The sequence below is a fragment of the Paenibacillus sp. sgz302114 genome (assembly GCF_056120345.1).
In genome coordinates this window covers 42,897-63,316 of the sequence record NZ_JBVYOI010000001.1, presented here as the reverse complement: position 1 = coordinate 63,316, position 20,420 = coordinate 42,897, and the positions used below count along the sequence as shown (strand labels likewise).

Annotated in this window: 14 protein-coding genes, 1 pseudogene and 1 riboswitch; of the genes and pseudogenes, 3 read left to right on the top strand and 12 right to left on the bottom strand. The window is 51.5% G+C overall.

Annotation, left to right across the window (positions count from 1 at the left end):
• Nucleotides 1-76 precede the first annotated feature (76 nt).
• From AC0LWF_RS00250 to AC0LWF_RS00240, 3 genes are all read right to left on the bottom strand, one after another.
• The gene (locus tag AC0LWF_RS00250) at nucleotides 77-2,857 is read right to left on the bottom strand and encodes a bifunctional diguanylate cyclase/phosphodiesterase (RefSeq protein WP_474649578.1); all 2,781 of its coding nucleotides are present in this window, start codon (nucleotides 2,855-2,857) and stop codon (nucleotides 77-79) included.
• Entirely contained in the window at nucleotides 2,850-4,613 is a 1,764-nt protein-coding gene (locus AC0LWF_RS00245; protein ID WP_474649577.1) for an ATP-binding protein, read from the bottom strand. The genes AC0LWF_RS00250 and AC0LWF_RS00245 overlap by 8 nt, the downstream gene beginning before the upstream one ends.
• Before the next feature lie 84 nt (nucleotides 4,614-4,697).
• Nucleotides 4,698-4,786: riboswitch (cyclic di-GMP riboswitch) on the bottom strand.
• 275 nt (nucleotides 4,787-5,061) lie between these two features.
• On the bottom strand, nucleotides 5,062-6,141 hold the full coding sequence (locus AC0LWF_RS00240; RefSeq protein ID WP_474649576.1) for a Gfo/Idh/MocA family protein: 1,080 nt from the start codon (nucleotides 6,139-6,141) through the stop codon (nucleotides 5,062-5,064).
• A gap of 166 nt (nucleotides 6,142-6,307) precedes the next feature.
• On the opposite strand from AC0LWF_RS00240, the gene AC0LWF_RS00235 reads away from it, so the two are divergent.
• Nucleotides 6,308-7,177: a helix-turn-helix domain-containing protein gene (locus AC0LWF_RS00235; RefSeq protein ID WP_474649575.1), complete on the top strand. Its 870-nt coding sequence runs from the start codon at nucleotides 6,308-6,310 to the stop codon at nucleotides 7,175-7,177.
• A 33-nt stretch (nucleotides 7,178-7,210) separates the two neighbouring features.
• Here AC0LWF_RS00235 and AC0LWF_RS00230 read toward each other — a convergent pair whose 3' ends face one another.
• From AC0LWF_RS00230 to AC0LWF_RS00210, 5 genes are all read right to left on the bottom strand, one after another.
• The gene (locus AC0LWF_RS00230; protein WP_474649574.1) at nucleotides 7,211-7,975 is read right to left on the bottom strand and encodes a sugar phosphate isomerase/epimerase family protein; all 765 of its coding nucleotides are present in this window, start codon (nucleotides 7,973-7,975) and stop codon (nucleotides 7,211-7,213) included.
• Nucleotides 7,976-8,065: 90 nt separating this feature from the next.
• On the bottom strand, nucleotides 8,066-8,785 hold the full coding sequence (locus tag AC0LWF_RS00225) for a response regulator transcription factor (RefSeq protein WP_474649573.1): 720 nt from the start codon (nucleotides 8,783-8,785) through the stop codon (nucleotides 8,066-8,068).
• A gap of 128 nt (nucleotides 8,786-8,913) precedes the next feature.
• Nucleotides 8,914-10,722, bottom strand: coding sequence for a two-component system histidine kinase PnpS (gene pnpS / locus AC0LWF_RS00220; protein WP_474649572.1), 1,809 nt, complete (start codon nucleotides 10,720-10,722; stop codon nucleotides 8,914-8,916).
• 510 nt (nucleotides 10,723-11,232) lie between these two features.
• Nucleotides 11,233-12,072 (bottom strand): bile acid:sodium symporter family protein, encoded by an 840-nt coding sequence (locus AC0LWF_RS00215; RefSeq protein WP_474649571.1) that lies wholly within the window; start codon nucleotides 12,070-12,072, stop codon nucleotides 11,233-11,235.
• Between the two features lie 310 nt (nucleotides 12,073-12,382).
• A complete protein-coding gene (locus AC0LWF_RS00210) occupies nucleotides 12,383-13,927 on the bottom strand; it encodes a fumarate hydratase (RefSeq protein WP_474649570.1) in 1,545 nt (514 codons plus the stop codon).
• Between the two features lie 162 nt (nucleotides 13,928-14,089).
• Here AC0LWF_RS00210 and yfbR point away from each other — a divergent pair, with 162 nt between their 5' ends.
• Nucleotides 14,090-14,695, top strand: coding sequence for a 5'-deoxynucleotidase (yfbR, locus tag AC0LWF_RS00205; protein ID WP_474649569.1), 606 nt, complete (start codon nucleotides 14,090-14,092; stop codon nucleotides 14,693-14,695).
• Between the two features lie 89 nt (nucleotides 14,696-14,784).
• Here the strand turns inward: yfbR and AC0LWF_RS00200 are convergent, their stop codons facing one another.
• Nucleotides 14,785-15,333: a WGxxGxxG family protein gene (locus AC0LWF_RS00200; protein ID WP_474649568.1), complete on the bottom strand. Its 549-nt coding sequence runs from the start codon at nucleotides 15,331-15,333 to the stop codon at nucleotides 14,785-14,787.
• A 147-nt stretch (nucleotides 15,334-15,480) separates the two neighbouring features.
• The gene (locus AC0LWF_RS00195; RefSeq protein WP_474649567.1) at nucleotides 15,481-15,663 is read right to left on the bottom strand and encodes a hypothetical protein; all 183 of its coding nucleotides are present in this window, start codon (nucleotides 15,661-15,663) and stop codon (nucleotides 15,481-15,483) included.
• Nucleotides 15,664-15,878: 215 nt separating this feature from the next.
• On the opposite strand from AC0LWF_RS00195, the pseudogene AC0LWF_RS00190 reads away from it, so the two are divergent.
• Nucleotides 15,879-17,068 (top strand): annotated as a pseudogene (locus AC0LWF_RS00190) (oxalate decarboxylase family bicupin).
• A gap of 113 nt (nucleotides 17,069-17,181) precedes the next feature.
• Here AC0LWF_RS00190 and AC0LWF_RS00185 read toward each other — a convergent pair.
• Together AC0LWF_RS00185 and AC0LWF_RS00180 are read right to left on the bottom strand one after the other, a co-directional pair.
• Nucleotides 17,182-18,411, bottom strand: coding sequence for an MFS transporter (locus tag AC0LWF_RS00185; RefSeq protein ID WP_474649566.1), 1,230 nt, complete (start codon nucleotides 18,409-18,411; stop codon nucleotides 17,182-17,184).
• Between the two features lie 29 nt (nucleotides 18,412-18,440).
• Nucleotides 18,441-20,411, bottom strand: coding sequence for a GTP-binding protein (locus AC0LWF_RS00180; protein WP_474649565.1), 1,971 nt, complete (start codon nucleotides 20,409-20,411; stop codon nucleotides 18,441-18,443).
• Nucleotides 20,412-20,420 lie beyond the last annotated feature (9 nt).

The window sequence follows — 20,420 nt, the reverse complement described above, 5'->3', positions numbered from 1 at the left end:
GGTGGTTGATCAAGAAATACGGGGACAACAGCGATCGAAGCAACGATACCGAACTCGCAGCGGTCTTGCCCCAACTTCAGCCGATCCGGTTCATCTCCCCCATATAGATGGACTCAACCTGCTCCGCCGTCAACGGATGCGACAGCCAGTAGCCCTGCATGTCCGTACAACCCTTCTGCGATAGAATCTGCAGCTGCTGCTCCGTTTCGACGCCTTCGGCAAGCACATGCAGCTTCAAGCTCTGTGCGAGCGCGATGATCGCTTCCACAATCGCTGTATCATTGCTGGATACGCACAAGTCCTGCACGAATGACTTGTCGATCTTCAGCGTATCGACCGGGAAGCGCCGCAAGTAGCTTAGCGATGAATATCCAGTTCCGAAATCATCAATGGAGATGCCGATACCGAGCGCTTTCAGACGCTGAAGCTTATCAATAATCGAGTAATTGTTGTTTATTGCCATGCTCTCGGTAATTTCAATGATCAGATATTCCGGTGCGAGGTTCGTCTGCTCCAGCGTCTGGCGAATCATCTCGACGATGCATTCTTGATTGAATTGCACCGCAGACAAGTTGACCGCAACGGGCACATGAAACATCCCCTCCCGGTGCCACTGCCGAAGCTGGCTGCAGGCCCTCTCCAAGATCCATTCGCCAAGCGGAATAATATGGCCCGTGTTCTCCGCAATCGGAATAAACTCATCCGGTCCAATTAAGCCCATCGCCGGATGCACCCAGCGCACCAGCGCCTCGAGACCAATCATCTGTTTGGAACTCGCCTTATATATCGGCTGGTACACAAGATGGAACTGCCGCTCCTCAAGCGCAGCATGCAGCGCCTGCTCAATCGCCAGGCGGCGGCTCTTCGCTTGAGTCATCTTCCATTCGAAGAACTGGAACTGATTCTTCCCGTTCTCCTTCGCCGCATACATAGCCGAGTCCGCATGCTGCAGCAGCACTTCGGGCGTCTCTCCGTCGTCTGGATACTGCGCGATACCGATGCTTGTCGTAATGAAGATCGTTTGACCATCCAGATCGATCGGAGCTGCTGCCTGGCCGATGATCGTCTCCGCAATCTTCACCACTTCACTGCGGCAGCTGCTTGGCATAATAATAACGAATTCATCTCCGCTTAGCCGCGACACAAGCCGGTTCTCGCCGCCTCCACATGCGGTGAGCAGCTTCGAGAAATGCTGCAGCAGCCGATCGCCCATCAAATGCCCCATCGTATCATTAATGAGCTTGAAGCGGTCCAGATCAAGGAACATGACCGCGACCGAGTGCCCATTCTCCTTCGCTTCATGCAGAATCTCCGGGAAAAACAAATTGAACCAGTTCCGATTCGGCAGCCCCGTCAGCATATCGTAATAAGCGAGCTTCTTAATCGTATTCTCGTTACGCTTCTTGTCCGTAACGTCCCGGGCAATCGTCTGGATCAACGTTTGTCCGCCATACTGCACCAGAATGGATTTCGCTTCAACATCTATCGGATTCCCGTCCGACTGAACCATTTTGAGCTCCATGGATTCCATTCGCGCTACACCAGCCTCAATCTCTTCCATCCACTGACGCACGACCTGTTTATAATCGGCTTGAATCAGATCGATCATTGGCTTGCCGATCATCGACTGTTGATCTGCGATGCCTAACGTCTGCAGCCCCGCATCATTAATGAACGTAATAAGCCCGTCCTTATGAACGATAATCGGCTCCGGCGAGAAGTCGATCAGCTTACGGTAGCGCTCCTCGCTCTCGCGCAGCGCCTCCTCCACCATCTTGCGAGCGGTCAGATCACGCAGATACATCGTGTAGACCGGCAGCTTGTCCTTCTTAATCCGAGTCACAGTAATTTCCACCGGAAACTCGCTTCGGTCACAACGCGAGAGCATCGTCTCTATCCGCGCGCCAAGCACCGACTTATCGCCATTCGCGAGCATTCGATTCAAAGGCTTATGCACTTCGTTATGCGCCGGCAGCAGAAACTGGCTGATTGGCTTACCGATGACACTACCGCGCTCGACCTCAAACATCCGTTCAGCTGCAGGATTGAACTCGAAGATCAGCCCCTTATGATCGAACATAATGAGGCAGTCGATCGCCGACTCCAGTATCGAGCCCTTCAGCATCATTTGCTCGGACAGCTTCTTATCCGCGTTCATCGAACCGATCAAGCTAACCGCGAAGATGACAATCGTTCCAAACGCCACATAAATGGCAATTTCAAGAAAATTAACCGCTTGGAGATCGGAGCTCATATCCATCATATCCATCGGCATCGACATATGCGCCGCAGACATGCCCGTGTAGTGCATTCCGGTAATGGCGATGCCCATGATGAAGCCGCTCATCCAATAACGGGTATTGTTGCGAAAAGCGAACAAGAGCGCTGTAATCGACGTTAGCACCGCAATGATGATCGAGAGCGAGAACAGCAGCGGATTATATGTAATCGCAACACCAGTGAGCGCATACATGCCGATATAGTGCATCCCGCTAATCGCGAGCCCCATGAAGACGCCGCCTGCGATGAGCATCGCCGGTTTCTGCCTACCCTGGCTGGCAAAGCCGAAGCCAACTAACGAACCGATAAAAGAAACGCCGATGGAGACGAGCACGGTAATCAGCTCGTAGGTCACACCGACAGGCAGCTTGAACGCCAGCATCGCAATGAAATGCATCGACCAGATGCCGACGCCCATAATGAAAGCGCCGCTTGCGAGCCATCCTCTGCGCTTCCAGCCTTCGGATAACACCACGCGCCTTGCCAGATTGAGCGCTGTATACGAAGCAAACAACGCGATAATGAAAGACAAACAGACCAAGAACCAGTTGTAGCTGCCATGAATGTGATTATGCACTAGCATTCCCTCCCGGAAGAATAACCTGGAATGTTGTACCCTCGCCCTCACTGCTTTCTATACTGATCTTTCCGCCGTGATTTGTTATGATTTTGTTGCTAATCATCAGCCCTAGCCCCGTACCTTGTACTTTTGTCGAGAAGAAAGGTCTGCCGATCTGATCGAGCAATTCCTTCGGTATGCCGCAGCCATTATCACTAATGGTGGTCACTGTGTTATTGCCGCTCTGCTCGGCACGAATAACAATCTCCCCACCTTTATTACTCGCTTCGATCGCATTTTTAATCAAATTAATGAACACTTGCTTAATTTCACTACCATCGCATTCAATATATAAGGGCTCGTCCCTCAGTTTACACTCCATGCGAACGTTGCTCAGAATGGCCTGAGATTCGAGCAACGTGTAGACTTCGTTCAGAAGCTGACATAAATTAATGCTCTGGTTGCGGTTTACTTGCGGCTTCGCCAGCAGCAGAAGCTCATTAATGATTGCCTCCATCCGATTTATCTCCAAAGTAATGATAGAGATGTATTCCGTCTTATGGACGCCGTTCTGAAACAGCTTCATAAATCCTTTAATCGCCGTTAGCGGATTTCGAATCTCATGTGCAATACCAGCAGCAAGCTGGCCGGCGAGTGACAGCTTCTCAGATTCCAAAATAAACCGTTCATTCTTCTTACGCTGCGAAATATCCGTAAAGTTAATGACGGCTCCCGACGTATGTCCCTTCTCGTACATCGGAGTAACATGATACTCAACCGGAAACGCCGTTCCATCCTTTTTCAGAAACAGCTCCTCCGCTACATAGGTATATTCTCCTTTACGAATCGACTGCTCAATCTGGCTCTCGGAGGTGTCGCCTTGTGCGAATCGTTTGCGGATCGGCGTGCCGAGCACTTCAATCGACTTATAGCCAGTTAGCTGCTCAGCGGCAACGTTCCAGAATATAATATGGCTATCTTCATCAAGCCTAAAGATACCTTCCGCTACGGAATCGAGAATAAGCGAGTACGTGATATTCATCCGGCGGAGCTGCTCTTCGCTCTGCTTGAGCCGGTTATCGATCAGAAGAACGACAATAGAATAGAGGAATATAATCAACACGACCGTGCTAATGCTAATTGCCAGAAAGAATTGATTCTGTGTCGGTTCTAGCCCTGCGCTGTGAGGCGTGATTGAGAAGTTGTGCATGACGGGCATGTTGCAGTAGTGTAGAAATTCGATTGACGAGGAGATTAGGAGTGCACATAGAAGCTGACGTTGCCAATTTTCACGAAAATAACGCATTTGGTAGAAAATAAACACAAACATCGCAGCAAGTACGAGTACGGAGAGTAATGAGAATGGTGAATGGTAATGCTGGCTCGCATCAGCCTTTATCGCTCGCATCCCGATGAAATGCATAACCACAACACCGGCCGTTTGCACGAAGCTTGCGATGATATACCAGAACAGCCTCCTGCCATTGGCCGCATAGCGGAACAGGCATAAGGCCACGAAAGTCATCATAATCATAGCTGCCATGGATAAGTACACATAACCAAAATGGTATATCACCTTCACCGGGAAGCGATACGCCAGCAGGGCAACAAAGTGCATCGACCATACGCCGATGCCGAATACGAACGCTGCACTGGTGAGCCAAAATAGCTGAACTCGGTTTTCCGTGTGCATCCGCTGATAGAGATGCGTCACAATTAAAGTGGAGGCAAACACGAGAAAGAACGCGATAATGACGAGTACAAGAGAGGCCATAGTTCCTCCAGAGCCAGTGACATTATGAACATGGAAAAAAGACAATAAAAAAATCCACCCCGAATAATGGATGGATTCCATTACCCTGGCAGCCTTGTCTACCTTAGCATCGTATGATGCCTTAGGCCACGGCTTTGCGTCCTACTGTTTCCAGCAGTTTGCCTTTGTCAAGAGCATTAGGTTTTAATTGGTCTGCTAGCGCTTCCAATATCTTCAATTTGATTATATTCTTTTTTAAAATTTGTTGTATATAGCGAAAGAAGTATAATATAAGCTCATTTTGTCGAATTCGACCCTCTCCTAACAACAAACGACCTTATTCCGTTCAAGGAAGTAAGGTCGTTTGTTTGCCGAGCTCTATGAAACGTCGACAGCACCCGGCTGAATGAACAAATGCAAAAAGAAGCCGAGGATGGCGAACCATCCTCGGCTTCTTAACATAAATCTACTATTCGAAGTATACAGCCTTACCAGTGCGGGAAGACTCGTAGATCGCTTCAAGAATCTCGGAAACGACGAGCGCTTGCTCTGGTTTCACGAAAGTTTCTTTATCGTTCAGAACAGCGTCGATCCACATGGATGCTTCAAGCACCTCTGGAGCTTCGGATGCGCCTTCGTAGAAAGCTACACCGCCACTGTTCAGTTCTACATTGTTAACATAGAGACGGCTGTTTTTCTCGCCGTTGATGCGAAGACCGTCTTTCATGTCAGCGCCTGCTTTAGTACCGCTGAGGGATACTTTAGCTTCGTCCACTTCAAGAGTGTTCAGTGCCCAGCTGGACTCAAGGATAACTGTTGCACCGTTCTCCATTGTGATCATCGCGAAAGCGGAATCTTCAACAGTGAATTTCGCTGGATCCCAAGGGCCCCAAGCGTTAGCAGCATTCTCAGTTTGCGACAGCTTGTGGTAAGCGCGGCCAAGAACGACTTTCGGCTTGTAGTTGTCCATCATCCACAGCACAAGGTCAAGCGCGTGAGTACCGATATCGATAAGCGGTCCGCCGCCTTGTTTCTCTTCGTCGAGGAATACGCCCCAAGTTGGAACGGCACGGCGACGAATCGCGTGTGCTTTCGCGAAGTAGATTTCACCAAGCTCGCCATCAGCGCAAAGCGTTTTCAGGTAACGGCTGTCAGCGCGGTAACGGTTGTTGTAACCGATGCTAAGCTTCTTGCCAGTGCGTTTTGCAACTTCAAGCATACGACGAGCGTCAGCTGCTGTCTTAGCCATTGGCTTCTCGCAAAGCACGTGCTTGCCAGCTTCCAAAGCGTCGATGGAGATGACCGCGTGGGAATCGTTTGGCGTACAAACGTGGATAACGTCGATTGAGCCGTCTTTCAGAAGTTCTTTATAGTCTGTGTATACTTTTGCTTCTTCAGTTCCGTATTTCGCTTTCGCTTGCTCAGCTTTCTCTACGATGATATCGCAGAAAGCTACGATTTCAGCTTCTTTAACTTGAGCCAAGCTTGGGAGATGTTTGCCGTTAGCGATACCGCCGCAGCCAATAATACCAATACGTGCCTTTGCCATTAATTTTCTACCTCCATGAGCCATGAAATGATATAATTTGTGTATGCATGTCCACACAGATAGAGTGGCACACATTAGGAATAGTATAGTTCAATATTTCATCAAAAGTATAGTTGCGAAAATAGGTTTGCTTTTATGCGATTTTGCTATCGGAAAGGTGGTAACCGTGGAATTCTATAATGAGAAGGTTGTTTATGAAAACCCTCTATTGTCTATAAAGGTGTATCAGTCCAGCCGTGACAACGATTTGTTCATAGATTGGCACTATCATCGCGAGATTGAGTTGCTGCTGATATTGAACGGCGAGCTCGATGTCAATATCGAGGATGAGTGCGTAAAACTTCAAAGTGGCGACATCGCTCTCATCGGAGCCAGACAGCTTCACCGCGACCGAAGCTTAGCCGGCCCGCTCAACTATATCGTGCTGCAATTCGACCTGGAGCAATTCATTGACCAGAGCTCGATGCCATATATGCGATTTTTCTCAGAAACCAAAAATCCGCTCAGCCGCGCAAATTACATTTTCCAAGAAAATGACGCTGCCCGAGCAGAAGCTGCCGATTGTGTCCGTACCGTGCTGCATGAAGTGACGTCGAAGCAGAACGGCTACGAGCTCGCCGTCAGCATGCTGATCAAGAAGCTGCTTCTGATCCTTATTCGAGGCGATTCACGCAAGGTGCTTGCCGATCATGTAGACTTCGACCGGGCAAGGCTGCGCGGCGTCATTGATTATGTAGAGGAGCATCTGGAAGGCCGCATTCAAGTCGATGAAGTGTCCAAGCTCGCCAATATGAGCTACTATTACTTCGTAAAGTTCTTCAAGAAGGCGATTGGCCTGTCGTTCACTGAATATGTGAACTATCGCAAGATCAAGTGGGCGGAGCGTATTCTGCTGACGAAGGATCTTAGCGTCTCGGAAGTTGGCGACTGTATCGGGATGCCGAATATGGCGCACTTCTATAAGATGTTCAAGAAGTATAATGATTGCTCGCCTAAGCAGTTCCAGAAGCGCATGCTGGAGTGGAACCGAGCGTAGCTTCCTGACTGACTAGCTGGCTGGCTCGGCTCATTACAAGAACATCTGCTTCATGAAAGCAAGGCTCGCAGGCAGCTCTTCCTCCGGCTTATGGACCGTACACTCCGCGGAGATCATGCCGTTGTAGCCGGCTTCCTTCAACTGCTGTGCGAACGCCGCGTACGGATATTGCCCTGTGCCCGGAGACAATCTGCCTGTATCCGCGATATGGATGTGCGCGAGCCAATCTTTGTGCAGCGATATCGTTTCTAGCGGTTCGCTTTCTTCATCCATATGATAGAAATCAGCCAGCACCCTTACCGAAGGATGATTGATCTGCTTGGCGAAGCTGACGCCTTCAGCAACACTGTTAATGAGATTCGTCTCTTTCTTGTTAAGCGGTTCAATCGCTAGAGTCACGCCGGTGCCGTCGAATTCCTCGGCGATCCAGCTTAGCACATTCAACATCTGATCCTCTGCTCTTGCCCGCTCATAGCCCTCCGGAATGTGGCGGGACCTCCCGCTGCCAAGCACCGCAATGCTCGCACCGATTCGATTCATCGCCTCCGCCCCTCGGTGGATGTACCGACGTACCCGATCCGGGTCCAGCTCCGCACCTACGATACGCATATCACCTGGAAAGAACAGATTGAACGTCCGTACAGGCAGCGGACTGTTCAAATAAGCAGGCAGCGTCTCACGAAACAACGCCTCATTCTCTAACTGCAGCTGCTGCAGCCCACACTCGATGTAATCGAATCCATATTGTCCGAGCAGCTCTGCATCCTCAATTCCTCTGCACCAACCGAAAGCGACCACTCTCTTGCACCTCCATACCGTAGTTAAGGTCATATTACCATTATTTTCAGCAGATTAGGTGTACAAAAAAAAAAAGAAAGCCCGATCACCTTATTTCGGTGATCCGAGCTTTCTTGGCATCACAAGCTTGTAGCCGACGCCGCGGATAGATTCAATCTCAACGGACTGCTGCCCGAGCTCCAGCTTCTTGCGCAGCGAGCTGACATGGACGTCAACGGTTCGCTGTCCGCCGATATAATCAAACCCCCAGACGACATTCATGAGATCATCGCGAGTGACGACAACTCCGGGACGCTGCACCAGATAGAGCAGCACCTCGAATTCTTTCGGACGAAGCGGTACTGTCTCGCCATTCAGAATGACTTCATAGCGCTCCGGGTAAATGGACAAGTCGCCTGCAGTGATGACTTTATCATTCGACTCCGTCAGCTGCGCTTCATCCTGTCCGGTTCTGCGAAGTACAGCCGCTACGCGCGCCAGCAGCTCAGCAACGCCGAACGGCTTCGTCATGTAATCATCTGCGCCTCGCTTCAGGCCTTGTACAACTTCCTCTTCGGCATTGCGTGCAGTTAGCACGATAACGGGCGTCCGGTTGCCGCTTTGGCGCAGCCGTGACAAAATTTCAAATCCATTCATTCCAGGCAGCATAATATCGAGAATAATAAGATCAAAAGACCGTTGCAATGCAACCTGCAAACCCTCAGCCCCATGATCAATAACCGTCGTATCATAACCTTCCTGCGACAGGTTGTACGATAACAACCTCGCCAATGTCGGCTCGTCTTCGATGACCAACACTTTCTGTGTCATGTTGACCCCCAAACTACCATGCCCGCAACATGACCTGGCTATGGCTTCACGTTCTACAATTCCATTTTATCATAGCACTGTTTCCATTGAGGGGTAAACCCCTTCTGCAGAACTACCCGTCATCCCTTTTATTGAATGACTGGCAGTTCAATCGTAAAGGTTGAGCCGATTCCGACTTTGCTTTCGACGGTAATCGTTCCTTTATGAAGCTCCACGAGATGCTTGACGATAGATAAGCCAAGCCCGGTACCGCCTGAGCTGCGCGACCTTGCCTTATCCACCCGGTAAAATCGCTCAAAGATACGAGGCAAATCTTTCTTCGGAATGCCCATGCCCGTATCCGAAATATGAATGCGAATATGCTCATAATTGTCTTCCAGCGTCTGCCCAGGTCCGAGAACCGGTTCCACTGTAATCGAGACAGAGCCGCCATCTGACGTATAGTTTATACCGTTGGCTAACAAATTCATGATAATCTGCCGCAAACGATCCTCATCAACTTCAACATAGACACCAGGGTCCACCTTCGTTGACAAGCGAATGTTTTTGCGCACCGCTTCCGCGCTCATCAGCTCCATCGTCTTCTCCATGAACGAGGACAGCTCAACAGGCGAGTAGAGCAGCGGAACACGGCGTGATTCGATCTTCGACAGCTCCAGAATGTCGCCGATCAATCGGTTCAGCCGGTCGCTCTCATCATAGATGATTTGGAGGAAGGAACGTGCCGTCTCCGGATCGTTCACAGCACCGCCCATCAGCGTCTCCGCGAACCCTTTGACCGCTGTAACCGGCGTCTTCAGCTCATGGGAAACATTCGCAACGAACTCACTGCGCATCCGCTCCAGTCTGCGAATGGCGGTCACGTCCTGCAGAACGAGAAGCACGCCTTCGAACTTGTTGTCCTCATCCTCGTCGAAGATCGGCACAAGGTTCAAGTCAAGCAACCGCTCCTCTGGAAAATAGAATGTAATCTCATCCCGCAGATGCTCTCTGCGCTCCAGTGCTTCCTCAATAATCTGCGACAGCTCGTACTGCTGTTTTGCGGAAGCGAAGTGATGTCCGACCAGTTCTTTGGCAGAGAAGCCAAGGAATTCTTCAGCCCGGCGATTGAGCAGCAGAATTTTGCCGCTGCTGTTAATGCTCACAACACCGTTGATCATGTTATCAAGCACGCTTGCGAGCTGGCTCTCGTTCGTATGAATGCGCGACATCTGCTCTTGCAAGCTGTCCGCCATCGCATTAATGGCGAGCCCGAGTTCGCCGATCTCATCATGCCGAGTCACTTCGACGCGCGCGCGGTAATCAAGATTTTTAATCCGCTTGGATACGCGCGTAATCTGCTCAAGCGGCCGCGTCAAGCCTTGCGCGACACGGAAGCTGATGAGCGCAGCGGCAACGAACAGAATGACAAGGCCAACAATGAGTGCTGCCCATACTTGCCTGATGCTCTCGTCAACCTTCTGCAAGCTAAGGGCCATCCGTATAATATCGGAATGCTCCGGATTGTTCGGATTCACCAGCATCGCCACATACAGTAAATTTTCATTAATCGTTTCGCTGTGGCGGGTCGTCCATCCAACGCCGCTCCGCTTCGCTTCAATGACTTCTTCGCGCGTGAGATGATTGTCCATCGTCTTCGGATCGTGGTCGGAATCGCCAAGCACGACACCATCGCTTCGAATGAAGGTGATGCGCGTATCCGTAATGGTTTTCAGACGCTGCGCTTTCCCTGTGTAGTACATGTACAGCGAGTCAGGTTCACCTGTGCGCCACTCCATCTGGTCCAGGATGATCTTCATCTCGCGCGTCATATTATCTTGCAATGCGTCGAGATGGTTATCCCGGTACGTCTTGCCCATGAATAATCCGGCTGCTAATACTGCCAGTCCGATCATAACGATCAGAATAAGCGTGAGCCGCATGCGAAAGCTGTTCATCTTCCTACCTCCAAGCCGAATCGTTCAATTAACATCGTACCTGTCCTTAGCTTCCTGCGCCAGTCGCCTTATTGTTAAGTTTTTGTAAAACCGTTCCATACACTAACTAAGCCTATATCATACTTGGGATATGATGAAAAGAACAGTAGGCAAACGATCGACTTCATAAGCATCAAAAAAAGCCCCCCCAATTAGGAGTGCTTCTTTGAAATTCATTAACCGCCGATGATTTCAGTGATTTCCACAAGTTTACCGTTTTTAATTTCTATTTCGAAAGGCTTGTTGGGCTTCATGATTTTCTTGAACTCGGCAAGTGAAATAGACTTCGTTGGTTTACTATTATCAGCAATGTTCTCTACAAGGATTTCTCTACAAGGATTTGAACCAGCGGTGAAACTGGAGCCGTCACTCGTGCTTGGTTGTTCCGAGTAGTAATGTACCACCTCTATCAAACGAGATCATCAAGAAGTTGCTTGGATATTGGATCGCAGATAAAAGAAAAACCCTTAGCTATAAAGGGTTTTCCGTAACTTTTCTACGTTTTTGCAAAACATAGTGAAGTAATGTAGCGAGCGGCTGTTGAATTAAGATCGACAAGACGACGGGAACGGCGGCAAGCGGGCTGAAATAGCTCATCGCCAGCACGACGCCAAGCGAGATATTGCGCATGCCTGTCGCATATGAGACTGTCACCTGTACTTCGCGATTGCGATAGTGCGATGTGCCAAAATAGCCAACCGCATAACAGATGCCAACAAGCACGAGTGCCGACGGTACGACACGGAGCAGATCGCCACGCAGCGCTTCAGTCGACGGTGCAATAGCAGCCGCGTTCAACATAACTACCGCGGTGAAGCAGAGCTTCGACATCGGCGCGGCATACGGCTGCACCGCTTTCTGAATGCGACCTTTTGACAATTCATGAAGAAGGACGCCAACAATTGTTGGCGCAACGATGATAAGGAGCAGATCGCCCATCATAGCTGTCGTATTGGCTTCCACAGAAGTATGGAATAACAGCTGAATGCCCGACGGCACGACGATCGGACTAAGTGCCGAATCAACGACGACCATCGCCAGCATAAGTGGCACACTGCCTTCGGACATGCCGACCCACAGCACCGTTGATACGCCAAGCGGTATGATGGTGAACAGCACCAGCCCTACGACATACGGGGAGTCGAAGCCAAAGAGCAGCCCGCCAAGCCCATAAGCAAGCAGCGGCGATACGATATGCGCGAGCGCGAACGTCCACAGCATGACGCCAGGACGCCTCAGTACCGACTTCAGCTGCTGCAGACCGCAGCCGATCGCCATCGTGAGTGTCACGAATGCGAAACAGTAAGGCACTGCTGGAACGAACCGTCCCAGCTGCCCAGAAAAAAAGAATCCCAGGACAAGGCATCCAGGGATAATAAGAAACATCCATTGTTCAAACCTTCGATTGAAGGCGAGTCCGAAGCTGCGTATAACGCATCCCTCTTTTTGTTGTGTAAGCTTTAAAGAAAATTGAATTGCTGGAGAACAACGCTGCTCGTGCTAATCATTGTTACGTTGAATTCTGAGTACAAAGGCGAACGCTGACGCTTCTACACAACGATTGCACGCTCCGCTTATGTTCTACACAATTTCATTTACATAAAGACTTACACACCCTTTTTTATTTAAATACAGGCTCCTTAAACTGGGCAAGCTTAGCGAAGGAGTCTTTATCAACGTCCGCGTGCAAGCTGTTGCCATGGGAATCCATCGTTACGACCGCTGCGAAGCCTTCTGTCTGCAAATGCCACATGGCTTCCGGAATACCGAATTCCATGAAGTCAACGCTGTTGACGTTCTTGAAGCATTCCGCGTAGTACTGCGCTGCGCCGCCGATTGCGTTCAGATAAACGCCGCCATGCTCCTGCAGTGCAGCAAGCGTCTTCGGACCCATACCGCCTTTGCCGATGACCGCGCGAATACCGAATTTCTTCATGATGTCGCCTTGGTAAGGCTCCTCGCGAGCGCTTGTCGTCGGGCCGGCTGCTTTGACCTTCCAGCCGTTCTCGTCCTTCAGCATAACCGGACCGCAGTGATAAATAACAGCGCCGTTCAAGTCGACCGGAGCGTCATGATCCATCAGGTGATGGTGAATCGCATCGCGGCCTGTATGAATTTCGCCGTTAATGATGACAATATCGCCAACCTTCAAGCTGCGTACTTGCTCTTCTGTGAGCGGTGTATTCAGCACAACTTCACGGCGTTCAGCGTTATCCGTTACTGCCTGAGCCGCTTCGTCTGCCGCTTGCGACTTCATTGGAGTGTCCGAGCCGCTTGGGTAGATCCACGATTGGATCTCGCCTGTATCTGCGGAGAGCAGGACGCCTTGGCGGCGATACGCCCAGCAGTTATAAGCTACGGATACGAAGAAGCTTGCAGGCAAACGGTTCATGACGCCGACTTTGCAGCCGAGCAGCGTAACTTGTCCGCCAAAGCCCATCGTTCCGATGCCGAGCTTATTCGCATTCTCCATCACATACTCTTCGAGCTGCGCAAGCTCAGCAATGTCATTCGTGTCGTCCGTATGACGGAACAGCTGCTGCTTCGCAAGCTCATAGCCTGTCGTGCGGTCGCCGCCGATGCCAACGCCAATAAAGCCTGCGCTGCAGCCTTGGCCTTGCGCTTGGTAAATCGCGTGCATAATGCATTTGCGGATGCCGTCAAGATCACGGCCTGCTTTGCCAAGCCCCGATACTTCCATCGGGAGGCTGTATTGAATGTTCTTGTTCTCGCAGCCGCCGCCTTTCAGAATCAGACGAACGTCAATCTCTTCCTTCTCCCATTGCTCGAAGTGAATAACCGGCGTCCCTGGACCCAGGTTATCTCCCGTATTAGCGCCTGTCAGCGAGTCAACGGAATTCGTCCGCAGCTTGCCGTCCTTTGTCGCACGTGCAATGGCAGCACGGATCTGCTGCTTCATGATAATTTGGTTGGCGCCAACCGGCGTGTGAACGACGAATGTAGGCATCCCTGTATCTTGGCAGATTGGCGATACATTACATTCCGCCATCTCAATATTGGTAGCAATCGTCGACAGTGATAGGCCAGCGCGTGTTGCGCGGTCCTCTGCTTCCTGCGCCGCTTGAATGATTTTGCGGACATCACCTGGTAGATTCGTAGATGTCTCAACGATGAGGTTATAAACGCTTTGTTCAAAATGTTGCATAACGCCTTATTGGCTCCTCTCTCTAGTCGCTTTTCGTCTTTCGATTTATAATGATTACAATTATAGTTTCTATCATACCATATCCTTTCCCGGCGGGCATCCCGCTTTCGGAAGGCATCGCATCCTACAATTGCTAGAAGTGCAAAGGAGCAAGAGCAGATTATGGACAGTCCTTTCATCGCTTATATGTACCGGCTTCGCTACATCGAACGCTGGAGCCTCATGCGCAATACGACACGCGAAAATGTAGCTGAGCACTCATATCATGTCGGCCTGCTCGCCCATATGCTTTGCGAGATTGGCAACGCCGTGTTCGGCCGGTCGCTGAACGCCGATCGTGCTGTAACGATGTCGTTGTTCCACGACGCCACCGAGGTGTTCACCGGCGACATTCCGACGCCGGTCAAGCATCACAACCCGAAGATGCTCGCGAATTTCCGCGAGATCGAGACGCTGGCAGCCGAGCGGCTGCTGAGCATGGTGCCGGAGCCGCTGCAAGCTGCGTATGCGCCGCTTGTGATGGGATCGCCAGCGGCAGGCAGCGAGCAGGCGGACTTGCTCGCGATGGTCAAAGCGGCGGACCTGCTCGACGCGTATATGAAATGCTTGTCCGAGCTGTCCTCGGGCAACCGCGAATTCGCCGTCGCCAAAGGGCAGATCGAGCAGAAGCTTGAGAGCCTCCAAATGCCGGAGGTCGACTGGTTTCTGACCCATATGGCGGACAGCTTCAGCAAGACGCTAGATGAGCTGTCGGAGAATGAGGGTTGAATTGTATAAAAAAGCCCTTTGGGGCAAGAGTAACATCATCTGCTCAAATGACGTTACCATGCACCAAAGGACCATTATCTTGCTAACGATTAGGTTCGTTCGCGGTCGTTATCGCGACTCCGGCTTCGCATGCCAGCCAAACCGATCAGACCAAGCAAGCCAAGCCAGCCCCAATTCGTGCCTTTATTGTCCGTATCTACAGAGGTTGCCCGAAGGCTGTTGGCCCGGGTTAAATTTGTGGTGCCAGTGTTGTATCGGTTCACAGCGGGATTATACGAATAAGGGTTCAAATTCCCGTGTGCCGGCGTTCCGTACGAGTAAGAGTTCATGTTCCCATTTCCATATCGATAATAGGCATTCGTTCCATAAGAGCCAATTCGGCCGTTCATATCGCTATACTGTTTAGTGGTGCCAGGAATGCCATAAACATCAGGTGTGCCAGTTGCTCCAGGTGTACCGAAAGTATTCGCTCTGTTATACGTTGTCGTGCTGCCATACGTACTGTTATTAGTCACGGTTGGCTGGCCGTTAACGCCGCTGCCGGTACCGTTCATTGCGGTATCAGCCATTGCTGGAATAACGAGCATTGTCGACAAGGATAACCCCACAACAGCACTTGCGATTGTTTTCTTCTTCAAATCGTCAACCTCCATAGGATGTGATGATTGCGGAAGTACTCTTATGGTTTCTCCGATAAGCAGCTGCTCCATCCTAGCGTTCAAATGGTAAACAGGGCAGAAGCTTGATAAAAAGTAAAAATCCGCGGAAAATCCGCGGATTCGCTCTTATTCATTGTGAACGTCGATAATAGCCGCTAGCTCGAGTGAATGCACCTGACTTGCCGCCAGAACTTCTTGATCGGTATGGTTCTGACCTTGAATAGCTGTTGCAGCCTCAGCTTGACGATTCAATTGCTTCTCCACTTGACCGATTCCATGCGCGCCTTGATGGCCACGGCTAGTTGTCATTTGAACCTCTCCTTTCTCGCTCTACAACAACCTGTCAGTTGTCCCTTTAATGGTTCCCCGGACTTTTATGAATATACATGCGCCAGTTTATCAAAGCCGCACCTCTTACAAGCCCAACTGCCAAATCGGCGGGAGGGCTTGTTCGATGAGACATACATTCCTTTCTCACGAATACATTTAAGATGATTCTTTCAAGAGAGGAAGAGGATCATCTGATGGTATACGATCCGCAATATTTGCAATACTTGCGCAATCAATCGGGGCATACGCACATTCCGCAGCCGATTCGGGGTGATGGCAGCGGCTGGTGGGATCTTGGTCCGCGCGATGTCATGCGGGACCTGGAGAATCCCGACATGCTCGTGCCGCCTCCTACCGATTCCGGTACGATGCCGAATTTAAATTCTCGTTCTCCGATACGCATATGCAGCTCAATCGCGGCGGATGGTCCCGTGAGATAACGGTACGGGAGCTGCCGATTGCAACCACATTGGCTGGGGTCAACATGGCGCTCACGCCAGGCGGCGTCCGTGAATTGCACTGGCACCAACAGGCAGAGTGGGCCATTATGCTGGTCGGCAGTGCCCGCGTAACCGCGGTGGACCAGAATGGGCGGAACTACATAGCTGATATTGGCGTTGGCGACTTGTGGTTTTTCCCGCCAGGCATTCCACATTCCATACAAGGGCTTGAGGGGGGCTGCGAGTTTCTGCTCGTGTTCGACGACGGAAGCTTCTCGGACCTGAACACGCTATCCATCTCTGACTGGTTCGCGCATACGCCGAAGGATGTGTTGTCCTGCAATTTCGGCGTGCCAATGACTGCCTTCTCGCACATCCCGAATGATCAGGTGTACATCTTCCAAGGCAGCATGCCCGGCTCTATCGAGAGTCAGCAGGTGCCGGATCCGAATGGCACGGTACCGAATGCGCTCACCTACCGGCTGCTGGCCCAGAAGCCGATCGTTACGCCGGGCGGCACCGTGCGCATTGTCGATTCCACGAGCTTCCCGGCAGCGATCAATATTGCCGCAGCGCTCGTCGAGATTAAGCCTGGCAGCATGCGGGAGATGCACTGGCATCCGAACAACGACGAGTGGCAATATTACATTTCGGGCACGGGCCGGATGACCGTATTCGGCGGCGAAGGTACAGCTCGCACGTTCGATTACCGCGCCGGCGATGTCGGCTACGTTCCTTTTGCATTCGGACACTATATTCAGAACACCGGCAATACGAGCCTCTGGTTTCTGGAAATGTTTAAGAGCAGCCGCTTCGAGGATGTGTCGCTTAATCAGTGGATGGCGTTAACTCCGAAGCAGCTCGTGCAGGAGAACTTGCATGTCGGGCCGGAGCTTATGAATGCGCTTAGGAAAGAGAAATGGCCTGTCGTTAAGTATCGCTAGGCGAATAACAAAGAAGGCACCCCTTCTTGGGGTGCCTTCTTCATACGCCTCAGTACCTAACGGAACATACAAACCTTCTGAGGTCCGTTAGCGTCCATCATCCAGCCACCACATTAAGCCGCCCGGACCCGCTCATCCTTCGGCAGCAATATCGCTAATATCCCTAGCAGCGGTAAGTATGCGGTCAGCTTCATCATATGCTCAATGCTCGTCGAATCCGCGATCCAGCCAAGAACCGCTGAGCCGAGACCGCCGATGCCGAACGCAAGGCCGAAGAACAAGCCGGATACGAGGCCGACTTTGCCCGGCAGCAGCTCTTGCGCGAAGACGACGATAATCGAGAATGCAGACGATAGGACGAACCCCGCGCAGACGCACATCAAGGCCGACCATGCCAAGCCGCCATATGGCAGCATAATGGAGAATGGCGCCGTACCAAGAATCGAGAACCAAATAATGTTCCTGCGTCCGTAACGGTCTGCCAGCGGTCCACCGAAGAACGTGCCTGCCGCCGATGCCGCGAGGAAAGCGAACAGAAACAGCTGTGCATGCTGAACGCTGACCCCGTAATAATCAATTAAGTAGAAGCTATAATAGCTCGAGATGCTCGACATATAAATATGCTTCGTAAACACGAGAAACACGAGTACCGAGATCGCTCCAATGATTTGATTGCGCGATAACGACGACGCTTTCTTCGTGCCTGCAGCAGCTTTCGACTTTGCCGAAGCAGGACGAGGCTGCAGCTTGTTCTCACTGTACCAGCGCGCGACATAGAACTGAATAATCATCGCAGCGATGGCAGCGATCGTGAACCAGAGCACGCTGATCTGCCCGAGCGGCACGAAGATCGCGGCACTCATAATCGGTCCAAGCGCACCGCCGATATTGCCGCCGACTTGGAAGATCGACTGCGCCAGCCCTCTTTTGCCACCTGCAGCCATATAAGCGACACGAGACGATTCCGGATGGAAAATCGCAGAGCCGATTCCGATCAACATAACCGCCATAACGAGATATGCATACGCAGGAGCTAGCGCGAGCGCGATGACACCTACGAGTGTAAAAGCAACCCCAACCGGCAATATGTACGGCCTCGGGCGACGGTCAGCAAGCGAGCCGACAAGAGGCTGAATAACGGCTGCCGTAACGTTCATCGCGAAAGCAATGAACCCGATCTGTTTGTAGCTGAGATGCATCGAATCCCTTAGAATCGGGAAGAGCGCCGAGACAGTCGACTGCATCGTGTCATTGAGCAAATGGACGATACTAATTGCGAATAGAATTGGAAATACGGTCGCTGCTCCAATTGGAACGGCTGCTTTCGCTAATGCTTTTGCCACGTTGATTCCCCCTTTATGCCAGTCGATTTCTATAATAAATGCATCTTTGCTTCCGCTTCCTCCCAAGGAACCGAATAACCGGCTCCCTTCGCGCAGAAGATCGAAGACGATGTATAGAGCGGATCTGCGTCCTTCCGATATGCCTTGCGTTCAATGACTTCCTGCTCGTTGTGGCATCGGTCGTAGCCAGCGAAGGCGAGATGAAGAATGCCTCTGCCATGCGTATACGAAGCCAGCTCCGTGCTGTAGTCCATGAAGGTTGCTACCGGAACTTTACCCGTAATGACAGCATGAGTCGTAGTCGTGTGCGGCGGCTCGAAATGCCCGGAGGCCCGCTGGATATCCGAGAGCACTTTGCCGAGGTAATCCATTTCCACTTTAATTTTGTACTCGTAAATGGGTTCCAGCAATACGTTCTCTGCCTTCTCCAGCCCCTGCCTCAGCGCGCGGAAGGTCGCCTCGCGGAAATCGCCGCCATGCGTATGCTCATTGTGCGCGGCTCCGACTAGAAGAGTCACCTTTACATCAGTCAGCGGCATTCCCGTCAGCAAGCCGTGATGCTCCCGCTCGAAGAGATGCGTCTTAATCAGGTTCTGATTGCCCACGCTCAGCACATTCGGATGGCACACGGTATCGAATGCGACGCCGCTTCCCCGTTCTGCCGGCTCAAGCAGCAGATGAACCTCCGCATAATGCCGCAAAGGCTCGAAATGTCCGTACCCGCGAATGGCCTCCGCGATCGTTTCTTTGTACAAAATTTCCGGACTGCCGAAGGTCACATCGATCTGGAACCGCTCTTTCACGAGCTGCTGCAGCACTTCAAGCTGTATGAGACCCATGACGTGAATATGAATTTCCTGAAGGCTCTCCTCCCAGATGACGTTCAGCGACGGATCCTCCGCACCAAGCATTCGGAATGCCCTCAGCACATCCTTCACATTAAGCTTATCAGCCGCAAAATCAACCTTCGACGTCAGCGTCGGCACCATATCGTATACAAGCCGATCCGTTAAGCTGCCCAAGCCTTGCCCCGCATCAGCGGAGGACAGCCCAATAGCCGCAAACAAATCGCCTGCGCGAACCTGGTCAACTGCCTGCGTCTTCGTCCCATTCACAAGAAGCAGACGCGTGATTTTCTCACAAACCTGCTCGTCCCCGCTCCCATAACATAGCTCATCGCGCACCTTCAGCGTGCCGCTTAATGCTTTGATATAAGTCAGCCGCATCCCGCTCTGGTCATGGCGAATTTTATAGACGCGTCCACCGAATGGGGCTTCCGTGTCGTTGTAAGCCGAGTTAGTCAATTCGTGCAGCTGCTCGAGAAAAGGCATAACGCCAACGTCCTGCAGCGCAGACCCGCTCGCGCACGGAAACAGCCGATGTCCGCGAATCATCGCTTGCAGCTCCCCCAGCCAGAAGGCATGATCCTGCTCATCCGTTCCTCTCGCTAGAAAAGTCTCCAGCAGCTGATCATCCCGCTCCGCGATCATCTCGATTAACGACTCGTCAAGGCAACCGTCCGCCAAGCGATCCGTAATGAGACACGCATCCGGGGTCAAATGCATATGAATCTCCTCGAGCACCCGGTTCACATCTGCACCGGTCCGGTCGATTTTGTTCACGAAGAAGAACGTTGGTATGCGGTGCTTATGCAGCAGCTGCCACACCGTCTCCGTATGACCCTGCACGCCTTCGACTGCGCTTACAACAAGAATCGCGTAATCCATAATCTGAAGAGCCCGCTCCATCTCCGGCGAGAAATCGACGTGACCCGGCGTATCGATTAGATAATATGTCGTCCCTTTATAGGTCATTACCGCTTGATCTGCGAACACCGTAATCCCTCGCGCACGCTCGATATCATGACTGTCGAGGTAGGTGTCCTTGTGGTCGACTCTGCCCCGCTCCCGGATGCTGTTCGTATGATAAAGCAGCTGTTCGGCGAACGTCGTTTTGCCAGCGTCCACATGCGCGAACAAGCCAATCGTGATCGAATTCATCGTATCTCC